Annotated in this window: 21 protein-coding genes; 10 read left to right on the forward strand and 11 right to left on the reverse strand. The window is 58.0% G+C overall.

Annotated elements, in window-relative coordinates; translation table 11 throughout:
* Positions 1-19: 19 nt before the first annotated feature.
* From AC07U5_RS19605 to AC07U5_RS19625, 5 genes are all read left to right on the forward strand, one after another.
* Positions 20-679 carry an ABC transporter ATP-binding protein gene (locus AC07U5_RS19605; protein WP_494724285.1) on the forward strand — a complete coding sequence of 220 codons (660 nt, stop codon included), beginning with the start codon at positions 20-22 and terminating at the stop codon, positions 677-679.
* A complete protein-coding gene (locus tag AC07U5_RS19610; protein WP_494723997.1) occupies positions 676-3,084 on the forward strand; it encodes an ABC transporter permease in 2,409 nt (802 codons plus the stop codon). The genes AC07U5_RS19605 and AC07U5_RS19610 overlap by 4 nt, the downstream gene beginning before the upstream one ends.
* Positions 3,074-4,144 (forward strand): lipocalin-like domain-containing protein, encoded by a 1,071-nt coding sequence (locus AC07U5_RS19615; RefSeq protein WP_494723998.1) that lies wholly within the window; start codon positions 3,074-3,076, stop codon positions 4,142-4,144. The genes AC07U5_RS19610 and AC07U5_RS19615 overlap by 11 nt, the downstream gene beginning before the upstream one ends.
* 106 nt (positions 4,145-4,250) lie before the next feature.
* On the forward strand, positions 4,251-5,492 hold the full coding sequence (locus AC07U5_RS19620; protein ID WP_494723999.1) for a glucoamylase family protein: 1,242 nt from the start codon (positions 4,251-4,253) through the stop codon (positions 5,490-5,492).
* Between the two features lie 99 nt (positions 5,493-5,591).
* Complete coding sequence (locus AC07U5_RS19625) at positions 5,592-6,809, forward strand: MFS transporter (protein WP_494724000.1); 1,218 nt, start codon at positions 5,592-5,594, stop codon at positions 6,807-6,809.
* Between the two features lie 30 nt (positions 6,810-6,839).
* On the opposite strand, the gene AC07U5_RS19630 is transcribed toward AC07U5_RS19625, so the two are convergent.
* Both AC07U5_RS19630 and AC07U5_RS19635 read right to left on the reverse strand, forming a co-directional pair.
* Positions 6,840-7,580, reverse strand: coding sequence for an MOSC domain-containing protein (locus AC07U5_RS19630; protein ID WP_494724001.1), 741 nt, complete (start codon positions 7,578-7,580; stop codon positions 6,840-6,842).
* A gap of 52 nt (positions 7,581-7,632) precedes the next feature.
* A complete protein-coding gene (locus tag AC07U5_RS19635; RefSeq protein ID WP_494724002.1) occupies positions 7,633-9,312 on the reverse strand; it encodes an FAD/NAD(P)-binding protein in 1,680 nt (559 codons plus the stop codon).
* A gap of 201 nt (positions 9,313-9,513) precedes the next feature.
* Between AC07U5_RS19635 and AC07U5_RS19640 the strand changes: the two genes are divergently transcribed.
* Positions 9,514-9,747, forward strand: coding sequence for a DUF2171 domain-containing protein (locus AC07U5_RS19640; RefSeq protein WP_113326352.1), 234 nt, complete (start codon positions 9,514-9,516; stop codon positions 9,745-9,747).
* Positions 9,748-9,824: 77 nt separating this feature from the next.
* Here the strand turns inward: AC07U5_RS19640 and AC07U5_RS19645 are convergent, their stop codons facing one another.
* The 3 genes from AC07U5_RS19645 to fba form a co-directional block, all read right to left on the reverse strand.
* Entirely contained in the window at positions 9,825-11,453 is a 1,629-nt protein-coding gene (locus AC07U5_RS19645; RefSeq protein ID WP_111847097.1) for an ABC-F family ATP-binding cassette domain-containing protein, read from the reverse strand.
* 166 nt (positions 11,454-11,619) lie between these two features.
* Positions 11,620-12,279: a peroxiredoxin gene (locus tag AC07U5_RS19650; RefSeq protein ID WP_062424164.1), complete on the reverse strand. Its 660-nt coding sequence runs from the start codon at positions 12,277-12,279 to the stop codon at positions 11,620-11,622.
* A 185-nt stretch (positions 12,280-12,464) separates the two neighbouring features.
* On the reverse strand, positions 12,465-13,529 hold the full coding sequence (fba, locus tag AC07U5_RS19655; protein ID WP_062424165.1) for a class II fructose-bisphosphate aldolase: 1,065 nt from the start codon (positions 13,527-13,529) through the stop codon (positions 12,465-12,467).
* A gap of 413 nt (positions 13,530-13,942) precedes the next feature.
* Between fba and AC07U5_RS19660 the strand changes: the two genes are divergently transcribed.
* The 4 genes from AC07U5_RS19660 (at position 13,943) to AC07U5_RS19675 (ending at position 18,179) form a co-directional block, all read left to right on the forward strand.
* The gene (locus AC07U5_RS19660) at positions 13,943-14,944 is read left to right on the forward strand and encodes an ABC transporter substrate-binding protein (protein WP_111847098.1); all 1,002 of its coding nucleotides are present in this window, start codon (positions 13,943-13,945) and stop codon (positions 14,942-14,944) included.
* Between the two features lie 152 nt (positions 14,945-15,096).
* The gene (locus AC07U5_RS19665; protein ID WP_062441642.1) at positions 15,097-15,984 is read left to right on the forward strand and encodes an ABC transporter permease; all 888 of its coding nucleotides are present in this window, start codon (positions 15,097-15,099) and stop codon (positions 15,982-15,984) included.
* A complete protein-coding gene (locus AC07U5_RS19670) occupies positions 15,977-17,065 on the forward strand; it encodes a quaternary amine ABC transporter ATP-binding protein (RefSeq protein ID WP_494724003.1) in 1,089 nt (362 codons plus the stop codon). The genes AC07U5_RS19665 and AC07U5_RS19670 overlap by 8 nt, the downstream gene beginning before the upstream one ends.
* 91 nt (positions 17,066-17,156) lie before the next feature.
* Entirely contained in the window at positions 17,157-18,179 is a 1,023-nt protein-coding gene (locus AC07U5_RS19675) for an LLM class flavin-dependent oxidoreductase (protein ID WP_494724004.1), read from the forward strand.
* Between the two features lie 133 nt (positions 18,180-18,312).
* Here AC07U5_RS19675 and AC07U5_RS19680 read toward each other — a convergent pair whose 3' ends face one another.
* The 6 genes from AC07U5_RS19680 to AC07U5_RS19705 form a co-directional block, all read right to left on the reverse strand.
* The gene (locus AC07U5_RS19680; protein ID WP_062424170.1) at positions 18,313-20,034 is read right to left on the reverse strand and encodes an ABC transporter substrate-binding protein; all 1,722 of its coding nucleotides are present in this window, start codon (positions 20,032-20,034) and stop codon (positions 18,313-18,315) included.
* Between the two features lie 80 nt (positions 20,035-20,114).
* Entirely contained in the window at positions 20,115-20,396 is a 282-nt protein-coding gene (locus tag AC07U5_RS19685; RefSeq protein WP_494724005.1) for a DUF2160 domain-containing protein, read from the reverse strand.
* A 14-nt stretch (positions 20,397-20,410) separates the two neighbouring features.
* Positions 20,411-21,226, reverse strand: a complete 816-nt coding sequence (locus tag AC07U5_RS19690; protein WP_113180233.1) for a carbohydrate ABC transporter permease — start codon at positions 21,224-21,226, stop codon at positions 20,411-20,413.
* 14 nt (positions 21,227-21,240) lie between these two features.
* Positions 21,241-22,107 (reverse strand): carbohydrate ABC transporter permease, encoded by an 867-nt coding sequence (locus tag AC07U5_RS19695; RefSeq protein WP_062424173.1) that lies wholly within the window; start codon positions 22,105-22,107, stop codon positions 21,241-21,243.
* Between the two features lie 3 nt (positions 22,108-22,110).
* On the reverse strand, positions 22,111-23,181 hold the full coding sequence (locus AC07U5_RS19700; protein ID WP_494724006.1) for an ABC transporter ATP-binding protein: 1,071 nt from the start codon (positions 23,179-23,181) through the stop codon (positions 22,111-22,113).
* Between the two features lie 12 nt (positions 23,182-23,193).
* Complete coding sequence (locus tag AC07U5_RS19705; RefSeq protein WP_494724007.1) at positions 23,194-24,276, reverse strand: ABC transporter ATP-binding protein; 1,083 nt, start codon at positions 24,274-24,276, stop codon at positions 23,194-23,196.
* Positions 24,277-24,313 lie beyond the last annotated feature (37 nt).

The following is a 24,313-nucleotide window of genomic DNA, read 5'->3' on the forward strand; positions in this document are numbered from 1 at the left end:
GAAAGTGATGCCTTCAGAAATGCTTCTCACGCTCTCCAATGTCAGCAAGTCCTACCGAACCGCGGAGGGGCCGATTGCGGTTTTGCGTGGCATCGACCTGTCGGTGGATGCGGCGGAAAGTGTGGCTCTGACGGGAGAATCCGGCAGTGGCAAGAGCACGCTTCTCCATCTCGCCGGCGGGCTGGATCGGGCCGACACCGGCTCGATCATAGTCAATGGCGAAGACATTACCGCGCTGGATGAGGCTGGACGTGCCAGCTATAGGCGCAAGACTGTCGGGCTGGTGTTTCAACAGTTCAACCTCATTCCGTCACTCAGCGTCGTAGACAACATCGCCTTTCATGCGAAGCTTGCCGGCCGCTACGATGCCGACTGGGCGCGTGAACTCACCGAGACCCTGGGCCTCAGTACGCTGCTCAATCGCTATCCCGAGCAATTGTCGGGCGGTCAGCAGCAACGCGTGGCGATCGCCCGCACGCTTGCGGCACGCCCCGCGCTGGTTCTGGCCGATGAGCCGACCGGCAATCTGGATGAAACAACCAGCGAAGTGGTGCTCGACTTGATGATCTCGCTGAGCCGAGGTGCGGGCTCGGCACTGCTGCTGGTGACACATTCAAGCCGCATGGCGAGCAAGCTGGACCGGCAGGTGGTGTTGCGCGGCGGAAAGATCGTCGCATGATCTGGGCCGTGTTCCACGCGCTGATCTCGCACTGGCGCTACCGCCCGCTGCAGCTTGCGACGCTCGTGCTCGGGATTGGTCTTGCGACTGCACTGTGGTCCGGCGTTCAGGCCATCAATGCGGAGGCCAGGGCGAGTTATGCGCGCTCGGCGTCGATCATTGAACAAGGCAGTCTTCCGCGCCTCGTTGCCAGAGACGGAGGCTTGATCGCGCCGGAAAATTTTGGGGCGCTTCGGCGGGCGGGATGGAACGTCTCGCCCGTGATCGAGGGTGACTACCGTTTCAATACGGTGCGGATCAGGCTGATCGGTGTCGATCCGCTGACGATGACGGGTGAGGGCGGCCCCGTCCAGATCGCCGGCTCTTCCAATCTTGTAGACTTCATGGCAGACAAGGGCCTGCTGATCGTATCGCTTGCGACCGCAGCGCGACTTGAAGGTCAGACGCAGATCCCCTTGAAGATTTCGCCGGATGTGCCGGATGACGCCGCTTTCGTCGATGTCGGACTGGCGGATAGGTTGTTGGTCCGAGACGGGCGATTGAGCCGCATTGTGATGGCGCAAAACCAGCGCTCCGGCTTGCCGGATGTGCAAACCATTGCGCCGGAGCTTCACCTCCAGCCGATGGAAGACCGGGGAGATATGGCCCGCCTGACCGACAGTTTCCACCTGAACCTCACCGCCTTCGGCTTTCTTGCCTTCATCGTCGGTCTCTTCATTGTCTACTCGGCAACCGGCTTGTCTTTCGAACAGAGGCGAGCCAGCTTTCGCACCATCCGTGGGCTTGGCGTTTCTCTGCCTATGCTGACGGTGCTGCTGCTGGTGGAAATCCTGGTTCTGGCTTTGCTGGCTGGCGTGATCGGTGTCGCTCTTGGCTACGTCATCGCTTCGTCCTTGCTTCCTGGCGTGTCATCGACGCTGCGTGGTCTCTACGGCGCGTCCGTTCCGGGAAGCCTCCAATTGCGACCGGAGTGGTGGGCCACGGGAATGGGCATGGCGCTCGTTGGAACCCTGCTGTCCTCCATCCAAAGCCTTTGGCGGGTGCGTCGCATGCCGCTTCTCGCCTCCTCGCAACCGCAGGCCTGGGGCCTTTCATCGGCTCGCGCGCTCCGTCTGCAGGCCATCGCAGGTGCCGGCCTTCTCCTGATCGCGGTAATGGTGGCGCTGTTCGGCAAAGGGCTTGTCGCCGGTTTTACGGTGCTGGGCGCATTGTTGTTGGGGGCAGCACTGCTTCTGCCTGCCTTCCTGTCAAGAGCGCTCACATGGGCGCAACGGCGTGCAAAGGCGGCGTTGAGCGTCTGGTTCTGGGCAGATACGCGCTTGCAATTGCCGGGCCTGTCTCTGGCTTTGATGGCGCTGCTTCTGGCGCTCTCGGCCAATATCGGCGTGGGAACGATGGTGTCGAGTTTCCGAATGACCTTTATCGGTTGGCTCGATCAGCGCCTGGTCTCTGAGCTCTATGTTACCGCCAGAAACGACGAGGAAGCTGCTCGCCTCAGAGCATGGCTGCCACAACACGCCGATGCCGTGCTTCCGATCTTCAGTGCTGAAGGGGAGGTCATGGGCAAGCCGCTGCAGATATCAGGGGTCGCGGACCATGCGACCTATCGCGATCACTGGCCGCTTTTGTCCGAGCAGCCAGATGCCTGGGACGCCGTTGCATCTGGGGCTGGCGCTCTCATCAATGAGCAGCTCTGGCGCGGAGAGAGTTTGAGACTCGGAGAAATACTGCAGCTTGCGGACGGCTGGAGCGTGCGGATCGTCGGCGTCTATTCCGACTATGGCAACCCGCGCGGTCAGCTGATGGTCGGTGCAAATGCTCTGACGACGCATTACCCGCAAGCCTCGAAATTGCGCTATGGCATCCGCGTAGAGCCCGCCCGTGCTGCCGCGTTGAAGAGACAGATGGTGACAGAACTTGGCTTGCCGGAGGGAAATATCGTCGATCAGGCGGCTATCAAGCGTCAGTCCCGGGCCGTCTTTGAGCAAACCTTCACCGTAACGGCGGCCCTCAATATATTGACGCTTGGCGTTGCCGGTTTCGCCATGTTCGCCAGTCTTCTCACCCTATCGGGCGCAAGACTCCCACAGCTCGCACCCGTTTGGGCCATGGGGATCAGGCGGCGCAATCTGGCGTTTTTCGAAGTGTGGCGAACGCTTGCTCTCTGGTTTACCACTTTCGTTTTCGCTATTCCTGTTGGCCTAGCACTGGCATGGGTGCTGCTCGCGATCGTCAATGTCGAGGCCTTCGGCTGGAAGCTTCCGATGATGATCTTTCCGTTGGAGTGGCTGCGCCTTGGCGTCATCGCGCTGATTGCAGCGCTGCTCTCCATCGTCCTGCCCGTCCGCCGCTTGGCCTCCATCGATCCGGCCGATCTTCTCAGGGTGTTTGCCAATGAGCGGTAGAACGCATCTCAGCCTCCTGTTTTTATGTGTCACCCTGTTTCAGCCGCTTGCAGCATCGGCGCAAGGATTTGCGGGGCTGGGCTCTGAGGCGCAAGGCTTTGCAATACCACAGCGTGGCGTGAGCTTGCTCTTTCCCAAGGATCATGGAGCGCATCCGGACTATCGTATCGAGTGGTGGTATGTAACCGCCAATCTGACGACCGAAGATGGCCGTGCTCTCGGAGCGCAGTGGACGCTTTTTCGTTCTGCCCTTGCGCCCACCGACAAGCAAGGCTGGTCCAGTTCCCAGATATGGATCGGCCACGCTGCGGTCACCACGCCGGAAAAACATTTCGTTGCCGAGAGATTGGGGCGGGGCGGTGTCGGGCAAGCCGGCGTAGAAATTACCCCCTTCAACGCCTGGATCGACGACTGGCAGATGAGTGCCCGTCCGCAGGGGTCCGGCGACGCCCTGGATCATCTGACGCTGACGGCCAACGGCACGGACTTCGCCTATCGACTGCAACTGGATGCCACAGGACCTCTCGCGCTGCAGGGAGACCGCGGCTTTTCGGTCAAGTCGCTCGCGGGGCAAGCAAGCTATTACTACTCCCAGCCCTTTTATCAGGTCACAGGCAGTGTCGAACTGAATGGTCAGCCGATCAAGGTCAGCGGGCACGCGTGGCTTGATCGCGAGTGGTCGTCGCAGCCGCTTGCCGCAGATCAGACAGGATGGGACTGGTTCTCGCTTCATCTGGCATCGGGCGACAAGGTCATGGCCTTCCGGTTGCGGGACAGCAAGGGTGGGTACACGTCTGCCAACTGGATATCCGCCGATGGCAAGACGACGCCGCTGTCGTCCGATGACGTCATTCTCGAACCGTTGCGGAGCGCCGATGTGAACGGCAAGACCATTCCAGTCGCGTGGCGGGTGAGAATTCCGGGCAAAGGTCTTGATATCACGGCGCGTCCTCTCAACGAGCAGGCCTGGATGGCAACGTCCACGCCCTATTGGGAAGGGCCAATTTCTTTCCAGGGTAGCAGCAATGGTGTGGGTTATCTGGAGATGACGGGCTATTGATACGTAAACCTATGAAAAGCATAGTCTCTTCGAGACGGAGAAAGCGAGTTTTGTACATGATCTCGATGCCAGGGGCGGCTGTCGCAAAGGCGATAGCCGGACAAGAGTGCGAATAGAAACGTCCGAGTCGAGTGCCTCTCCCTCCGTCAATCTTTTCGACGATATCCATCGGTCGACCTTCGACTATTTCTGGTCGGGCGCTCACCCCGACACAGGCTTGCCTTTCGACCGGCTGAGTGCTGAGGGAAAGCCGATCAACGATATCGTCTCGGTATCCGGTGCCGGCTTCGGCCTCATGGCCATTCTTGTCGGCGCCGAACAGGGATGGATCGGTCGCGGGCAAGCGCTCGAGCGCGTCTCGCGCATGCTTCAGTCGCTGTCATCCGTGGAGCGGTTTCATGGTGCCCTACCGCATTTTGTCCATGCGCAGACGCTGACGATTCTCCCCTTCGGCCGCAGGGACGATGGTGCCGATCTGGTGGAAACCTCTCTATTTCTGCAGGGCCTCATCTGCGCCCGGGAGTATTTCGCAGGACAGACTCCAGACGAGACGGCCTTTAGAGCTTCTGCGGATCAGATCATTCAAGGGGTCGAATGGTCGTGGTTCACCCGCAAGAAGGATGGGCCGCTTTATTGGCATTGGAGCCCAAAGTATCATTGGGCGCGCAATGTTCCGATCACCGGCTGGAACGAGGCGCTGATCGCTTACGTGCTTGCAGCTGGCGCAGAGCATCATGCCATCAAGCCGGAAAGTTATCATGCCGGTTGGGCAAGGCATGGCGAGATGGTCAACGGTAACACCTATCTCGGCACGGTTTTGCCTCTGGGCGAGCCCTTTGGTGGCCCGCTGTTCCTATCGCAATATTCGTTCTGCGGCCTCAACCCCTTTGGGTTACGCGACCGCTATTGCGATTACGCTGGGCAGGTTACGGCCCATGCGAAGATCAATCACGATTACTGCAAGGCGGAGCTTGGCGCTCAAGGTGCCTGGGGAATGACGGCCTGCGACGGGCCGAAAGGCTATCGCGCCTTCTCGCCAACCGTCGATGGCGGCGTTATCGCGTCAACGGCTGCCCTTTCGAGTTTCGCGTTTCTGCCAGATGAAGCGCAGGAGGCGCTGGAGATCTTCGCGTCCCATCAAGATGGAAAGCTGCTGGGACGATATGGTTTTGTCGATTCCTTCTCACCTGCCACCGGCTGGGCGGCGAAGACGCATCTGGCCACCAATCAGGGGCCAATCGTCGCGATGATGGAAAACCATCGCTCTGGTCTGCTTTGGCGGTTGTTCATGAACGCACCCGAAGTACAGCGCGGACTGGACAGATTGGGGTTCGAGCAGGCGAGATGAGTCTTGAGCGTCCCACAGGACGCGGATGCAGATGATCTTGATTGACGATGCTTCAGCGTCCTTTATTCTGCTGGAAACAGAAAAGGGGATCAGTCCAAGATGGCGACGACGCTTTTGGTTCGCAACCGAAATTACCGTCTGCTTCTTACCGCGGGTACGCTGACAAACCTTGGCGACGGAATCATTGTTCTCGCGCTGCCATGGCTCGCCACACTGATGTCGCGTGATCCACTGGCGATTGGTGCGGTAGCTGCTGCCGGGAGTATGCCGTGGCTACTCTTTGCGCTTCCAGCAGGGGTGATCATCGACGGTACGGATCGGCGCAAGTTGATCGCGCAGGCAGACATGATCCGGGCGGGCATAGTAACTGCAATCATGATGTTGGCTTTGAGCGAGCCAGTGGCATCAGCCGTGTGGGTCTTGGCAGGCCTCGCTTTTCTCCTTGGCTGTGCTGAAGTGCTGCGAGACAATGCCGCTCAAACGATCTTGCCGTCTATCGTCTCGCCGGCAGATCTGGAAGTGGCTAACGGTCAGATGTGGAGCGCGGAGCAATTAATGGGGCAGTTCATTGGCCCGCCGCTCGCGGGTGTACTGATCGGGCTTGGTGTTGCGGTGCCATTTGGTCTAGATGCGGCAATACTGGTGCTTGCTGCCGGCATGGTCTGGTTGATCACTATGCCGCCTCAGATGACCCGCACCGCTAGGTTTTGGCCTGCTTTCGTTGAAGGTGTTAGCTGGATGCGGAAAGATCGCCTTCTTTTCAGGTTCGCTGTGACGCTAGGGATGGTGAATTTCCTTTTTTCCATGGCAGCAACCGTTACCGTCCTGTTCTCGCAGGAGATTTTGAGATTGTCTGCGGCCGAGCATGGACTGCTACTTTCCGCTGCTGCGACAGGCGCGGTTGTCGGCAGTCTAGGAGCGCCGTTGATCACGAAAAAGGTCGGCGCTCAGGCAAGCCTATACCTCTCGTTTGTGATATGGGCTGGAGGATATGCAGCTATTTGTCTAACTTCCAGTGCGTTGGCGGTTGGTGCAGCCATGGCCTTCTTTATGGCGGCCTCCATGCTTTGGAACGTCATCACTGTCTCGTGGCGCCAGCGGCGTATTCCGGCAGAATTGCTGGGCCGCGTGAACAGTATCTACCGCTTCTTCGGATGGGGATCGATGCCTCTTGGTGCAATAACAGCTGGTATGCTGGTGTCGGTAATTGAGAACGAGGCCGGCCGCGAGATGGCTCTTCGCGGACCCTTTGCTTTGGCCGCTTTCGGCTACCTGGCTCTGTTGGCTTACGCCCTCCTGAAACTGAGGCTTCAATAAGTAGGCACAGGCTTGTAGGAGCGGATCAGCTCATCCTTCGATGAATACGTCTGTTCCGGCCCGCAGAACCCCGCTCTCGACCACGTCGCAATAAACGCCAAGGCATCTATGGTTCGTTCGCAGGATGGTTCTCAAGACATCCGGCTGCTCAGGCAGGTCCGGTTGCGGGATCAGTGTAACGCCGCAGCGCTTGGTCTTCTCAATGACGATGGCGCGGATGTTGCCGATATGCAGGATGGCACCGATCCAGTCGTCTTCGGGAAAGGCATCCGTTACCGATGCCTGGAGAAGGATAGACGGTCGGAAGCGCCTGCGATCGGCCTCGCCCGAGGTCAACCGGTTTCTGATCTGCTCGACCGAGGCCGAGGAGAGAAGATGAAGCGGGCTCGCCTGATAGGCCCTGCCGATGACGGGGAGCCTCTGTTCGAGCTCGTCCGCCGCATCGGCGTATTTGCCGATGGAGACGCCGAAGCCGAAATGCGCAGACAGTCTTCTTGGAAGATGGTGATCGTCGATGGGCAGCTCATCGCCATCGGGAAACAGAAGCCAGGTTTTCCCCGCACCATCGATCCGGCTGGAGAGCATGAGAGCAGGGCGCCAGCGTGCGTCCTTTTCCGGTGTGGCGATGGCGCCGGTGCTGGTTTCGAAAAGTCCAAAGCACCGATCGCCGGCAATACCTCTCTCATGGAGGGTAACGGTTTCACATCTTTCGCCTCCAGTTGAACTGACGGGGTAACGCCAGATTTCCTGGATGTGGCCGACTTTATTCATGCTGCGAATTCCAACGGTTGATCAGAGTGCTTCCCTGTTACGGGAAGCGTCCTCAAGCCGTAAGACGCTCGTGCAGGTCAATTTTCGCCAAGTCCTTGATAATCGACCCTGCAACGACTTCTCCTATTTCAGCGGCACTGGTGATCCCCTGTATAAACGGATGTTTGTGCAGGAGATAGGGAATTGCAGCACAATAGAGCGCTGTCTGAAGTGCACCCCCGGAGATCACACGATACTCCTCATCCACATCGATGCCGCCGAGATGAGTAACCTCGCGCGCATTGTCATCCGATAATACGCTGCGTTCCAGCACGGTTGGCGCCTCCCGCACCACCTCACTGCTGACAAGGCTGGGGAAGGGGATGTCCTTGGCGGAATGGGCGCTTTGACCCGTTGCATCGATGAAGGTGTCGAACTGGAGTGTCGTATCGTCCGTTGTCACCGTCGCGCCACGGCGCCCAGGATCGGTTGCGATCTCATAATCGTTTCCGAGTTTCTGGATCGACAGCACGCCGGCATTGCGAAGCGCAAGGACACGCTCAATGGAGAGATGCGGGACAGTCGCATACTCATCAATGAAGATGCTCTTGAAGGACTTTCCGAACCGCTTGAAGTCCTCGAGATCCAGATGCGGCACGATTCTCGCAACGATCTCATGGGTGATCATGATGGCGTTGCGCCACGGCACCGTGACCTCGTGGGTCATATTGCTCTTCGCTTCGGCCAGATTGAGCGCTGCCCAGGCAAAGGGGTCCGTTCCAGAGCGATACGCATAATAGGCATCGGCAAAGGTGTCGACGTCGAGATCCGACAATCCGATCTGCATGGCGTAGTCCGGATCGCGCAGCGAGAGTTCCTGACGGAAAAGCTCGAATGTCGCATCGAGAAGACCGCTTGGTCCTTGGGCAATCAGCGCATCGACCGCTTCTTCGGTACAAATGCTCGGCGTCTCGTAGGGAATGGGGAAATAGAAGTCGGCTTCCGGCAGCAGACCTTTTCGCGACATCAAGGTGGCGTGAAAATCACCAGCGTCGCTTGCAGTCTTATAGGTCAGCGCGCCCGCCTCGTCATAGAGGAAAGAGCCGTTCGACGTCGAGACTGTCATCAGGGCGTCGATGGCGCTCAGCGACGTTCCAAGAATGCCGAGCCGTCCACCGCGAATGCTCTCCAGAGCGGTGGCTGGCCAGGGCGAGACGAAGTATCCGGGCTTCGTCTCGGTCGTTTCAGGCCAATCATGGCCGGTCGCCATGATCACATGACCAAAGGCGCTCCCCAACTGCTCGGCATGCTCCGTTTTCACCTGAATGGCGCCTGGACCGACGACAATGTCCGACACGCGATGGCCAGGCTTCACCGTGACCGCGTGCCCTCTCTCCTCTGCCTCTGCGAGAAGGAAACGGAATTGCGTATGGAAATAGTCTCCCAGCACCACGCGGGGATAAAACTGGCGCTCGTTGATCTCGCTTTTGACGATGCCGAAGCGCTGGAGATAAGCGTCCGGCTGCTGTTTCAGCCAGTCCGTCAAGATCTGGCCAATCAATGGAATTTCGATGCTCGGGATATTGCACAACATCACCGGGTCGTTGATGCCCGGCAGATAAGGTGTTCCCTTGCCTGCCTCGCTTTCGGCCTCGTAGATGGTGATGTCGAGAGGCGTAGCGGATTCGATCAGGTACTTCAGCGTGTAGATGCCGGTCGGACCCGATCCGATGATGCAGATTCTGTTTTTCACGTGGATCCCGCCCAGTCCGGATGATGATGGTGACCACATTAAAGGCTAGGATCGGAATGTTGTTCCATCCTCTTTCAAAGCGTCCGCTAACGGACGGTCGGTCTGGGTCTTTTTAGCGGATTGAGTGATTTTTTCGTCGGAACGAAACGGCGCCGGGCTCATTTCCTTCGCATCCGAAACGATAAACAGGAGGAAATACCAATGGTTTCTGCAGACAATATTCGCGAGCATATGGAAGTCAAAGCCGCTGATGGCAGCCATGTTGGCACCGTCGACCATCTAGAAGGCCAGAGCCGCATCAAGCTCACCAAGAACGATGCCGGTGACGGCAAGCATCACCTCATCCCGCTTGACTGGGTCGACCATGTGGATTCTCATGTTCATCTCAGCAAGTCCGCATCGGACGTGCGCCAGAACTGGGAAACACTCAACTAATCGAGTGACCCTCGTTCACGAAAAATGCGGCTTTTCAGCCGCATTTTTTTTGCTCATTTGTTCTGCCGCGAGCGCTATCAGGCGGCGCGTTCCAGACCTGGTGCTTCCATGCCTGTCCGCTCGACATATTCGGTGTAGCCACCATCATATTGATGGATGCCGTCCGGCGTCAGTTCAAGGACGCGGTTGGAGAGGGCGCCGAGGAAATGGCGATCGTGCGATACGAAGAGCATCGTGCCTTCATACTCCGAAAGCGCCTTGATCAGCATTTCCTTGGTGTCGAGATCCAGATGGTTGGTCGGTTCGTCGAGGACGAGGAAATTCGGCGGATCGAACAGCATCGCGGCCATCACCAGGCGTGCTTTCTCGCCACCCGAAAGGACGCGACACTTCTTCTCCACATCGTCACCGGTAAAGCCAAAACAGCCGCTCAGTGCGCGAAGCGGCGCCTGTCCCGCCTTCGGGAAACGTTGTTCCAGCCATTGCAGTATGGTGGCATCACCATCCAGAAGATCCATGGAATGCTGAGCGAAATAGCCGAGCTTCACGCTCGCACCGATCGTGACGACGCCGGCATCCGGCTCGGCGCTGCCCGTCACCAGTTTCAACAGCGTCGATTTGCCAGCGCCGTTGACACCCATCAGGCACCAGCGTTCCTTGCGGCGGATCATAAAATCCAGTCCGTCGTAGATGGTGCGGCTGCCATAGGCCTTCTTGACCTTTTTCAGCGACACGACGTCTTCGCCGGAGCGAGGGGCAGGAAGGAATTCGAAGGCCACTGACTGGCGACGACGCGGCGGCTCGACACGTTCGATCTTGTCGAGCTTCTTCACCCGGCTCTGGACCTGGGCGGCGTGCGATGCGCGCGCCTTGAAGCGTTCGATGAACTTCAGTTCTTTTGCAAGCATCGCCTGCTGGCGCTCAAATTGCGCCTGCTGCTGCTTCTCGTTTTGAGCCCGCTGCTGCTCGTAAAATCCGTAATCGCCAGAATAGGTCGTCAGTGAGCCGCCGTCGATCTCGATGATCTTGTTGACGATGCGGTTCATGAACTCCCGGTCGTGAGAGGTCATCAGCAGGGCACCGTCATAGGTCTTCAGGAAGTTTTCCAGCCAGATCAGGCTTTCGATATCCAGATGGTTGCTCGGTTCGTCGAGAAGCATCACGTCCGGACGCATCAAGAGAATGCGGGCGAGCGCCACACGCATCTTCCAGCCGCCCGAAAGTTTGCCCACATCGCCGTCCATCATTTCCTGGCTGAAGCTGAGACCTGCCAGCACTTCGCGCGCACGGCCTTCAAGCGAATAGCCATCAAGCTCCTCATAGCGGGCCTGGACCTCACCGTAACGTTCGATGATCTCGTCCATCTGGTCAAGTTGATCGGGATCGACCATGCGGGCCTCAAGCTCGCGAAGTTCAGCGGCAATGACGCTGACGGGGCCGGCGCCTTCCATGGCTTCGGCAACCGCGCTGCGACCGGCCATCTCACCGACATCCTGATTGAAATAGCCGATGGTAATGTTCTTCTCGGCGGCGACCTGACCTTCGTCGGGCAGTTCCTCGCCGGTGATCATGCGAAACAGCGTGGTCTTGCCAGCACCGTTCGGTCCCACCAGACCGACCTTTTCGCCGCGGTTGAGCGCCGCGGACGCCTCGATATAGAGAATGCGATGGCTGGCGGATTTGCTGATATTTTCAATGCGGATCATGGGGAGCGGACCAAACTGTCAAAACGTTGCGCCCCTATGCCACGGCCTGCCTGCGGTGTCATCCGTTGAATGCTCGGGGTAGCCAAGAACAGTGCCGAAGCCGCTTTCAAATGGAAAAAGCGGCCGCTTATGGCCGCTTTTTCCTCTTCTCGCCTTGGGAGGCTGGTTATGCCTGGGGCTGCTTGGTCTTGCGCAGATAGGGCAGCACGGTATCGAACGACCCGAAACGCTTCACCGCATCTTCATTCGAAACGGCAGCGGTGATGATCACATCGTCGCCCTGCTTCCAGTTGGCGGGCGTTGCCACCTGATGCTTTGCCGTCAACTGGATGGAGTCGATCGTGCGCAGGATTTCATCGAAGTTTCGGCCGGTCGTCATCGGATAAGTGAGGATCAACTTGATCTTCTTGTCCGGGCCGATGACGTAGACCGAGCGCACGGTCGCGTTGTCCGCCGGTGTGCGTCCTTCGGAGCTGCTGCCGGCGTCTTCCGGCAGCATGTCGTACAGCTTGGCAACCTTCAGTTCCTTGTCGCCGATCAACGGATACTCGACATTGAAGCCAGTTGCGGTCTTGATGTCCTGCTTCCACTGCGCATGGCTTTCGACCGGATCGACGGAAATGCCGATGACCTTGACGTTGCGCTTTTTGAATTCCCCATCAAGGCCAGCCATCGCGCCGAGCTCGGTTGTGCAGACAGGAGTGAAGTTCTTTGGGTGAGAGAAGAGTACCGCCCAGCTATCGCCGATCCAGTCATGAAAGCTGATCTGGCCCTGGGTCGTGTCAGCCGTAAAATCCGGTGCGGTCTGGTTGATGCGCAATGTCATTGTCTGCTCCCATTCACATGTTGACGGAATAGTGCCGTGAAACCCACTGCATGTCGCCGCAGATTTGTGCTTGCTGCAAAGGTTCAAAGAAAAATGAGTCTGAATTTTGTATGAGGGCGCAAAGTTTATCCTACAAATGATCGATGGCCGAACGAGATGTTCGGCCATCGATAGGATGTGCGCTCTTAGGAAATGACCGGATCGAGCGAACCGGAGGCGTAACGCTTTGCCATGTCGCGCAGCGGGATCGGCGTGATCTTGGATGCCTGACCAGCGGTGTTGAACAGCTCGAAACGCTCCTTGCAGAGCTTGGTCATGGCTTCGCGCGCAGGCTTCAGATACTTGCGCAGATCGAATTCAGCAGGCTCTTCGACAAGGACCTTGCGGATCTGACCAGTGATGGCCATACGGCAATCGGTGTCGATGTTGATCTTGCGAACGCCGTTCTTGATGCCGCGCTGGATTTCCTCGATCGGAACGCCGAAGGTCGGCTTGATCGCGCCGCCATAGGCATTGATGATGTCCTGCAGATCCTGCGGAACCGTTGAAGACCCGTGCATCACAAGATGCGTGTTCGGCAGCTTGCGGTGGATTTCTTCAATGACGTTCATCGCCAGGACGCTGCCGTCCGGCTTACGTGTGAATTTGTAGGCGCCGTGGCTGGTGCCCATGGCAACGGCCAGCGCATCGACCTTTGTCTCGCGAACGAATTTCACCGCTTCATCCGGGTCGGTCAAAAGCTGGTCGTGCGAAAGAACGCCTTCGGCACCATGACCGTCTTCGGCTTCGCCCATGCCGGTTTCGAGAGAGCCGAGAACGCCGAGTTCGCCTTCGACCGAGATGCCGCCATAATGGGCCATGTTCGTGACCTGGCGCGTCACATCGACATTGTAGTCCCAGTCGCCCGGCGTCTTGCCGTCAGCCTTCAGCGAGCCGTCCATCATTACCGAAGTGAAGCCAGCCTGGATGGCCGTCATACAGTTTGCGGGCTCGTTGCCGTGGTCGAGGTGAACGCAGACGGGGATGTCTGGATAGATTTCCACCACAGCGTCCATCATGTGCTTGAGCATGATGTCATGCGCATAAGCACGGGCGCCACGCGAGGCCTGCATGATGACGGGCGAGTTGGTTGCGCTGGCGGCATCCATGATGGCCAGTGCCTGTTCCATATTGTTGATGTTGAAGGCGGGCACGCCATAATCGTGTTCAGCTGCGTGATCGAGCAGTTGGCGGAGCGTAATTCGAGCCAAGGTTTCTCCCCTTAATTGAGGTCGCCGTCGATTGCGGGGACCATTTGAACCGAGTGTGTGACCGATTTTTCATCACGGAAAACACTCTTGTCTTGAAGGACATAACTCGCCAAGCACTTTTTAACGGCACGAGTTTTTCAAACGATTTGGATCGAATCTTTTTTTGGAATGGCCCTTTAAACCGGTACCGCGACCGTCATTTTCAACTTAAGCGAGAATCGAATCGGTTCTTTCAATAAGCGGATTCAAAAGAAATTAACCTGTCGTAGTTGAGCGAAAACCCGTCGCTTTCTGCGCAGGCTGTCGGCGGTCTTCACGCCATCATCCACCCAAGCTTGCAAAAGACAAGAAATGAGCCTGGTGCCAGCGGCGCACTTGCGCTTTCATAGATGCCGCCAACAAAGGGAACAGATATGAAGAAACTTCTTGCATCGACCTGTCTTGTATTTGGACTGCTGGGTGGCGCCGTCGCCGCCAACGCTGCCGAATGCGGTAGCCCCACCATCGCCAGCATGAACTGGCAGAGTGCTGAAGTGCTCTCCAACATCGACAAGATCATCTTGAACGAAGGCTATGGCTGCACCGCCGAGATCACGGTTGGCGACACGGTTCCGACCATCACCTCGATGGCTGAAAAGGGCCAGCCGGATATCGCGCCGGAAGCCTGGGTGGATCTGCTTCCAGATGTCGTCAAGCGCGGTGTCGATGAAGGCAAGCTGGTCGTTGCGGCCAAGGCGCTGAAGGATGGCGGCGTTCAGAGCTGGTGGATCCCGAAATATTTCGCGGACGCGCATCCTGAAATCAAGACCTTCGCAGACGTCTTCAAGAACCCGAAGCTGTTCCCCGATCCTGAAGATCCGAGTAAGGGTGCTGTCGTCAACGGTCCGCAGGGCTGGGGTGGCACGGTCGTAACCGCGCAGCTCTTCAAGGCCTATGGCGGTGAAAAGGCTGGCTTCACTCTGGTTGACAGCGGTTCAGCCGCCGGTCTCGATGGCTCGATTGCAAAAGCTTATGAGCGCAAGCAGCCATGGGTTGGCTATTACTGGGCGCCGACCGCTATCCTCGGAAAGTACGAGATGGTGAAGCTGGCTCAGGACGTGCCGAACGATCCCGCAGAATGGAAACGCTGCAACACGGTTGCCGATTGCCCGGATCCCAAGCCGAACGCCTGGCCGGTTGACCAGGTCGTGACGCTCGTCGCCAAGCCCTTCTCCGAAAAGGCCGGCCCTGATGTTATGGCCTATCTCAACAAGCGTTCCTGGGACAACGCCACCGTCAACAAGCTGATGGCGTGGATGACCGACAACCAGGCAACCGGTGAAGACGGTGCCAAGCACTTCCTCAAGGAAAATGCCGACGTCTGGTCGACGTGGGTATCGCCGGAAGCAGCCGAGAAGATCAAAGCGTCTCTCTAAATACTCCCCCGCGCCACGTCGTTCTTTTTTCAGGAACGCTTGGCACGCGAAACGACATGCGGCGCCCATCTGCCGCATGTCAACGCCGTGGGTGACGATACGTCACTGTTCGACCGTTCCCCCTGTCGGGGCAACGCTCACAGGGGATGACTATGGATTGGTTTTACACATTTCCGCATATGAATGATGAGGCTCTTCGGAACCTCAAGAAGGTGATCGACGACGGCTTCCGCGGCTTTACCCGAGAATGGGGCGGCACGATCGAAACGTTCTTTTCGCCGCTTCAGCATTTCCTGATCTCGGCCGAACGCTTCATGACACAGACACCGTGGCCGATCATCATCCTGATCATCATGGCAATCGCCTGGTTTGCCAGCCGCAGCATCAAGATCGTTTTCGGCTGTCTGATCACACTCCTCCTCATCGGTTACTTCGACATGTGGACCGATACGATGCGAACGATCTCGATGATCTTCGTCTGTACGGTTCTATCCATTGCCATCGGCCTTCCACTCGGCATTGCCATGTCGCGGTCCGACCGCTTTCAGCGGATCGTCAATCCCGTGCTGGACGTGATGCAGACGATGCCAAGCTTCGTCTATCTGATCCCGGTTGTCATGCTGCTCGGCATCGGCAAGGTGCCAGGTCTGATCGCCGTCGTTATCTACGCTATCCCGCCGATGATCCGCCTGACCGATCTCGGTATCCGCCTCGTCGACAAGGATGTGCTGGAAGCGGCGGATGCATTCGGTTCATCCGGCTGGCAGAAGCTCTTCAAGGTGCAGCTACCGCTCGCCTTGCCGACAATCATGGCCGGTATCAACCAGACGATCATGATGGCACTTGCGATGGTCGTGGTCGCATCCATGATCGGCGTGCAGGGGCTGGGTCAGCCGGTGCTCAAAGCCATCGCCAACCAGTACTTCACCCTCGGCATCTTCAACGGTCTTGCCATTGTCGGCATTGCCATCATCTTCGACCGGATCAGCCAGGCCTATGGCAAGCGGCTCCAGAAGCACCAGGAGGTCGCCCATGGCTGATGGTTTCGGCGGTATTGAAATCCGCAATCTCTACAAGATTTTCGGTTCCAACCCTGCGTCCCATGTGGAGGCCGTGCGCAACGGTCTGACGAAGCAAGAGTTGAACGAGAAGTATGGCCATGTGCTCGGGCTTCGCGATATCAACATCACCATTCCGTCTGGCTGCATTCAGGTCATCATGGGCCTGTCCGGGTCCGGCAAATCCACGCTGATCCGCCACATCAACCGGCTGATCGATCCGACCGCCGGTGAGGTGCTGGTGGATGGCGTGGATGTGGTGAAGATGTCTCCGACGGAGCTTCGCGAGTTCCGTCGTCATCAGACGGCCATGGTGTTTCAGAAGTTCGCACTTCTGCCGCATCGCAACGTGCTGGATAACACGATCTACGGCCTCGAGGTTCAGGGTGTCGCCCGTAACAAGAGCATAGACATCGCAATGCGCTGGCTGGAGCGCGTCGGCCTGAAGGGTTTTGAACATCGTTATCCGAACCAGCTATCTGGCGGCATGCAGCAGCGTGTGGGCCTTGCGCGTGCGCTTTCCAACGACGCGCCGGTGCTGTTGATGGACGAAGCCTATTCCGCCCTTGATCCACTGATCCGCACGGACATGCAGACGGTGCTTCTCGATATTCAGAGCGAAATCAAGAAGACCATCGTCTTCATTACCCATGACCTGGATGAGGCGCTTCGTCTCGGCGACCAGATTGCAATCCTTCGCGATGGCGAAGTTATTCAACAGGGAACAAGCCAGGATATCGTCTTGCGCCCTGCGGATGCTTACATCGAAAGCTTCGTCAAGGAAGTGAACCGCGGCCGGGTTGTCCACGTGGAAGCCATCATGACACCGGTACGCAGCGGTGTCGCAGCGGATGCTCCGCCGATCCCCGCCGGCACCAACATCGAAGACGCCATGCGACTGCTTTCTATGAGCGGACATGAAGTTGCGACGGTGGTGGGCAAGAAGGCAGAGCCGCTCGGCATGATCACTTTCCGTCAGCTGGCAGGTGCCATGGTCAATGCGCCGGGCTCCGGACCAGCGGAAACCTCTCACGGAGATCATGTCGTGCGTGCACAGGCCTGAACGCACTGTTCACCAATCGCTTCGGTACATCCTGCTGGCGGCGCACTATATGTGGGACAACCACATCAATTAAGCCAGCAGGTTTTATCTCATGAAGAAGATCGGTTTTCTGTCCTTCGGCCATTGGAGCCCTGGATCCCATCCACAAGCGCGTTCCGCCAAGGACGTTCTGCAACAGTCCATTGAACTCTCCGTCGCCGCCGAGGAAATCGGCGTTGATGGCGCCTATTTTCGCGTGCATCACTTTGCACGCCAGCTTGCTTCCCCCTTTCCATTGCTTGCCGCAGTCGGTGCGCGCACCAAGTCGATCGAGATCGGCACGGCCGTCATCGATATGCGCTACGAGAACCCGCTCTACATGGCGGAAGATGCCGGCTCTGCCGATCTCATTTCGAATGGACGCCTGCAATTGGGCTTGAGCCGCGGATCGCCGGAACAGGTGATCGACGGCTGGCGCTACTTCGGTCATCGCCCCGCCGAGGGCGAGAGCGACGCCGATATGGGTCGACGCAACACCGAGATCCTGTTGGAGGTCCTGAAAGGCCACGGCTTTGCCGAGCCCAATCCGCAGCCAATGTTCCCAAATCCGCCCGGTCTGTTGCGACTGGAACCCCATTCGGAAGGCCTGCGCGAGCGGCTCTGGTGGGGTGCCGGCTCCAATGCCACGGCCCGATGGGCGGCAAAGCTCGGCATGAACCTGCAAAGCTCCACCTTGAAGGACGACGAAACGGGTGAGCCCTTTCACGTTCAGCAGGCGGCGCAGATCCGAGCCTATCGCGAGGCCTGGAAAGAGGCCGATCACGAACGGACGCCCCGCGTATCGGTCAGCCGCAGCATCTTCGCGCTGGTGGATGATCGCGACCGCGCCTATTTCGGTCGAGGTTCGAAGGAAAGCGATAGCATCGGTTACCTCGACGCCAATACGCGCGCCATCTTCGGCCGGTCCTATGCCGCCGAACCGGATGTGCTGGTCAAGGAACTGGCGAAGGATGAAGCGGTTGCGGAAGCCGATACGCTGTTGCTGACCATTCCGAACCAACTTGGCGTCGATTATAACGTCCATGCGCTGGAGGCGATCTTGAAATATGTTGCGCCGGAACTCGGCTGGCGCTGACTTCAGGGGGCTCTAACTCTTTGAGTTTTTGCGTAGCGCTTACCGAGAACAGATTTCCGTTTTCGATAAGTGGCCGTCATAAAAAAGCCGGAGCGAATGTCGCCCCGGCTTTCTTTTTATCGGACAAGCAGGCTTACTTCTGCCAGCTCTTCACCAGTTCGTCGTAGTTGACGGTTACCGGCTTTTCCTTCTCGTTCTCGACCTTCAGCTGCGGTGCCAAGTTGCCCTTGGCGACGGCATCCTTGTGCCAGTATTCGAGATCGTGCTCTTCCGCCAGCTTCGGGCCCTTGTCGCCCTGAACGCCTGCACGTTCCAGGCGCTGCATGACCTTTTCCTGTTCGGCGCAAAGCGAGTCCATGGCTTCCTGTGCGGTCTTCGCACCGGAAGAAGCATCACCGACGGCCTGCCACCACAGCTGAGCCAGCTTCGGGTAGTCAGGAACGTTGGTGCCGGTCGGAGACCACTGAACGCGAGCAGGCGAACGGTAGAATTCGATCAGACCGCCGAGATCCTTGGCGCGTTTGGTGAAGCTCTCGTGGTTGATGGTGGATTCACGGATGAGGGTAAGACCTACATGTGCCTTCTTCACGTCCACCGTCTTGGAGGTGACGAACTGCGCATAGAGCCAGGCGGCCTTTGCGCGGTCGGTCGGAGTGGACTTCATCAGCGTCCAGGAACCCACGTCCTGATAGCCGAGCTTCATGCCGTCTTTCCAGTACACACCATGCGGGGAGGGGGCCATACGCCACTTTGGCGTGCCATCCTCGTTGACGACCGGCAGACCCTTCTTGACGGCATCCGCGGTAAAGGCGGTGTACCAGAAGATCTGCTGTGCCACTTCGCCCTGCGCAGGCACGGGACCGGATTCGGAGAAGTTCATGCCCTGCGCTGCGGGAGGAGCGTATGCCTTCAGCCAGTCGAGGTATTTCTGGATGGCGTAAACAGACGCAGGACCATTGGTGTCACCTCCGCGCGCTACGCAAGAGCCGACCGGCTGGGACTTTTCGTTGACCTTGATACCCCATTCGTCGACCGGCAGACCGTTTGGCAGTCCCTTGTCGCCGTTGCCAGCCATGGAGAGCCAGGCATCGGTGAAGCGCCAGCCGAGCGACGGGTCCTTTTTGCCATAGTCCATATGGCCGTAGACCTTCTTACCGTCGATTTCGCGACCGGTGAAGAACGCGGCGATATCCTCGTAGGCAGACCAGTTGACCGGAACGCCGAGGTCATAGCCGTACTTCGCCTTGAAGTCGGCCTTGTTCTTGGCATCGTTGAACCAGTCGTAGCGAAACCAGTAGAGGTTCGCGAACTGCTGATCAGGCAACTGGTAAAGCTTGCCGTCGGGAGCAGTGGTGAATTTGGTGCCGATGAAGTCGGGGAGGTCGAGACCTGGATTGGTGACGTCTTTGCCTTCGCCCGCCATCCAGTCTGTCAGGTTACGAACCTGCTGGTAGCGCCAGTGCGTGCCGATGAGGTCGCTGTCGTTGACGAAGGCATCATAGATGTTTTCGCCCGACTGCATCTGCGTCTGCAGCTTTTCAACGACGTCACCTTCGCCGATGAGGTCGTGGGTGATCTTGATGCCGGTGATTTCCGAGAACGCCTTGGCCAGGACCTTGGATTCATACTCGTGCGTCGTCAGCGTCTCGGAGACGACCTTGATGTCCATGCCTGCAAAGGGCTTTGCAGCGTCGATGAACCATTGCATTTCCTTTTCCTGGTCCGCACGGGAAAGGGACGAGAGGTCGCCGACTTCCTTGTCCAGGAAGGCTTTTGCCTCGTTCATGCCGGCGTGAGCCACGCCGGTGATTGCCAGCAGCGCTGCTGCCGTGGTGGTAAGAAGATGCATTCGCATAAGAGGTCCTCCCAAGGTTTTGCGATTGCGTCATGTGTAGAACTGCCGGGCCGTCCTCCGTCCCGGTATGTTGTCGGCAGCTATACGAAGCGGAACACGCCGATCGCATAGACAACCGAAAGAGCGAGCGCCCACCAAAGGCCTGTACCGACGAAGCCGAGCCAGGCGAGGTTGATGAAGGCGGAGCCGAGCAGCGAGACGAAGAGCCTATCCCCCCGTGTCGTCTCGAAGCGTAGAATGCCGACGCGCGGATTGCCGCCGGGCGAAAAATACTCCCACACCGCCATGCCGATCATCAGGGTCAGGATCGTCATGAAAAACAGTGCCGTCGGTAGCGTCCACGCCATCCAGGAAAAGTTCATTTCTGTTCTCCTTCTCAGACGCGACCGAGGGCGAAGCCCTTGGCGATGTAGTTGCGGACGAAGTAGATGACGAGCGCGCCTGGAATGATGGTCAGTACGCCAGCTGCAGCCAGAACGCCCCAGTCCATCCCCGATGCGGAAACCGTGCGCGTCATGGTCGCGGCAATCGGCTTTGCTGCTGTCGTCGTGAGTGTTCTGGCGAGCAGTAGCTCGACCCATGAGAACATGAAGCAGAAGAAGGCCGCCACGCCGATGCCGCTTGCGATAAGGGGCATGAAGATCTTCACGAAAAAGCGCGGGAAGGAGTATCCATCAATATAGGCGGTCTCGTCGATTTCCTTTGGAACGCCGGACATGAAGCCTTCGAGAATCCACACCGCCAGCGGCACGTTGAACAGGCAGTGGGCAATCGCCACTGCTATATGCGTATCGATCAGGCCGAATGCGGAATAGAGTTGGAAGAACGGCAGGGCGAAGACGGCGGGCGGAGCCATTCGGTTTGTGAGCAGCCAGAAGAACAGATGCTTATCGCCAAGGAAGCGATAGCGAGAGAAGGCATAGGCCGCTGGAAGCGCCGCCGCGACCGAGATGACGGTGTTCAACGCGACATAGATGATCGAGTTGATGTAGCCATTATACCAGGCCGGATCGGTGAAGATGATCGTGTAGTTGCGCAGCGTCGGGTTTTGTGGCCACAGCGAGAAGGCGCCGAGGATTTCGGCGTTCTCCTTGAAGCTCATATTCACCAGCCAGTAGATCGGCAGCAGCAGGAAGATGACGTAGATCGTCGGGATCAAAAAGGAGAAGCGGCTCATGGTGGAATTGCTCATATCGATCTCCTTTCTCACGCATCCGCGTCGCTGTTGGTCATGACGGTGTAGAAAATCCAGGACAGCGCCAGGATGATCAGGAAGTAGATGATCGACATGGCCGCTGCCGGACCAAGGTCGAACTGACCGATGGCCATCTTCACCAGATCGATGGAGAGGAAGGTCGTGGAATTGCCGGGGCCGCCGCCGGTGACGACGAAGGGCTCGGTATAGATCATGAAACTGTCCATGAAGCGCAGCAGCACGGCAATCAGCAGTACGCGTTTCATCTTAGGCAGTTGAATGAAGCGGAAGACGGACCACCGCGAGGCGCCATCGATGCGAGCCGCTTGATAATAGGCATCCGGTATGGAGACGAGGCCGGCATAGCAGAGCAGCACGACGAGGCTTGTCCAGTGCCAGACATCCATGATGATGACGGTTGCCCAGGCGTCCACCGGGTCCTGCGTATAGTTGTAATCGATGCCGAGCTTCGAAAGGTAGTGGCCAAGAAAGCCGATATCGACGCGACCGAAAACCTGCCAGATGGTACCGACGACATTCCAAGGGATGAGAAGCGGTAGCGCCATCAGAACGAGGCAGACCGGAACACCTAGCCCCTTCTTCGGCATGTTCAGTGCGATCAGAATGCCAAGCGGAATTTCGATCGCCAGAATGACGAGCGAGAAGATCAGGTTGCGGATCAGCGCATCCCAAAAGCGTGGCGAGTGCAGCATTTGCACGAACCAGTCGGTGCCTGCCCAGAAGAACTCATTGTTGCCGAACGTATCCTGCACAGAATAATTCACGACCGTCATCAGCGGGATGACCGCCGAAAAAGCGACGAGCACCAGAACCGGAATGACGAGGAACCAAGCCTTGTTGTTGACTGTCTTGTCCATGGCTCAGGCTCCTGTTCCCACGCGCCAGCTATCGGCGTAGATGCCGATGGCCCTCGGATCGAAGGTCACGCGCGGGTCTGCGGGGATTTCACCGTCCTCTGGCACTACGATCGTCAGTGGCTGACCGGCAAAGCTGGAGCGCACCACCTTCTGACGACCGAGGTCCTCGACCTTGGTGATCGAGACCGGCATGCCGTCGCGGCCAAGCGAGATGAATTCAGGCCTGATGCCAAGTTCCGTCTTGGCACCCGCATTGACGTCTGGAGCGGAAGACAGTGCAATCGTCTGGTCACCGATTTTAGCCTGCGCGCCGTTCAGAGAAACAGGCAGCACATTCATGCCGGGCGAGCCGATGAAGTAACCGACGAAGGTGTGGCTGGGGCGCTCAAACAATTCCGCGGGCGTGCCGATCTGGACGATTTGGCCATCATACATGACCACGACCTTGTCGGCGAAGGTCAATGCTTCGGTCTGATCGTGCGTGACATAGACCATGGTGAAACCGAACTGGCGGTGCAGGCGCTTCAACTGCGAGCGAAGCACCCATTTCATATGGGGATCAATGACGGTCAGCGGTTCATCGAAGAGAATGGCGTTGACGTCGTTGCGCACAAGACCGCGACCGAGCGAGATTTTCTGTTTCTGGTCGGCGGTCAGGCGGCGAGCGCGGCGCTTAGCCATGGCGCCGAGATCGATCATCTCTAGGATTTCGTTGACGCGGCGATCGACGTCGGGCTCGGAAACACCGCGGTTTCGCAACGGAAAGGCAAGATTGTCGTAAACCGTCATCGTGTCGTAGATAACCGGAAACTGGAAAACCTGGGCAATGTTGCGCTGTTCGGTCGGCAAATTCGTCACATCTTTGCCATTGAACAGAATGCGGCCGTCGGACGGATGGATGAGGCCGGAAATGATATTGAGCAGGGTGGTCTTGCCACAGCCGGAAGGGCCGAGCAGCGCATAGGCGCCGCCATCGCTCCACTCGTGGTGCACCTCCTTCAAAGCGTAATCGTTGGCCGCTTTTGCTTTGGCGTTATATGCGTGGCGGATATGGTCGAGACTGATACGTGCCATGTCTCTATCTCCTCACGCGGCAGCGAGCTTTGGGGTTGCAAGGGAGCGGCCATTCACGTCGAAGGCCATGATATGGCGGGTGTCGAGATAGATGTCGATCTGGCGGTCCGGCTCGATGTCGAGAATGCCACGGGTCAGCATGACCCAGCGATGGCCGGCAAAGTCGAGATGGATGAAACTTTCAGAGCCGGCGATTTCCGAGACCAGCGTTTTTGCCTGAAGCTTGGCCGCAGCAGCATTGGTTGGGCCAGGGTAAAGGTGATGCGGATGAAACGCCGCTGTTATCGGGCCGTCGGGAATGCCAGCAAGGTGAGCCGGAACAGCGAAAGCCGGTTGGCCGTTTTGTAGGAACGAACCGCCTGATTTGGCCAGTTCGACGATGTTCAATGGCGGATCGGCAAAGGTTCTGGCAGAGACAAGATCGACCGGATTGCGATACATGTCGATGGTCGGACCGTATTGGGTGATCTGACCCTGGTTCATCGTCGCAGTGTTGCCGCCCAGAAGAAGTGCCTCCGAGGGCTCCGTCGTCGCATAGACGAAAATCGCGCCGGACGAGGCGAATATCTTTGGCAGTTCCTCGCGCAGTTCTTCACGCAGCTTGTAATCGAGGTTGGCAAGCGGCTCATCCAGGAGAACGAGGCTGGCATTCTTGACGATGGCGCGCGCAAGTGCGGTGCGCTGCTGCTGGCCGCCGGAGAGATTGAGCGGCGTCCGCTCCAGATAGGGCGTCAATTTCAACAGGTCGGCCGCTTTTCGAACCTCGCGGTCGATCGTCGCATTATCCTTTTTTGCAATCCGCATCGGGGAGGCGATGTTTTCGTAAACGGAAAGCGAGGGATAATTGATGAATTGCTGGTAGACCATGGCAACGCTGCGATCCTGCACGCGTTTGCCGGTGACGTCGGTGCCATCAAAGACCAGCGAGCCCTCGGTCGGTTTGTCGAGGCCTGCCATCAGTCGCATCAGCGACGTCTTGCCGGACAAGGTCGGCCCAAGCAAGACATTCAGCGTGCCCCGCTTGAGTGTCAGATTGGTGGGGTAGATGTGATAATCCCCGCCCACCATCTTCGCGATGTTGCGCAATTCAAGCATTCTGTCCCGCGGCCTCCTCCACCAGCAAGATGTCTGC

This window comes from Agrobacterium sp. GW821-FHT02D03 (assembly GCF_059421725.1).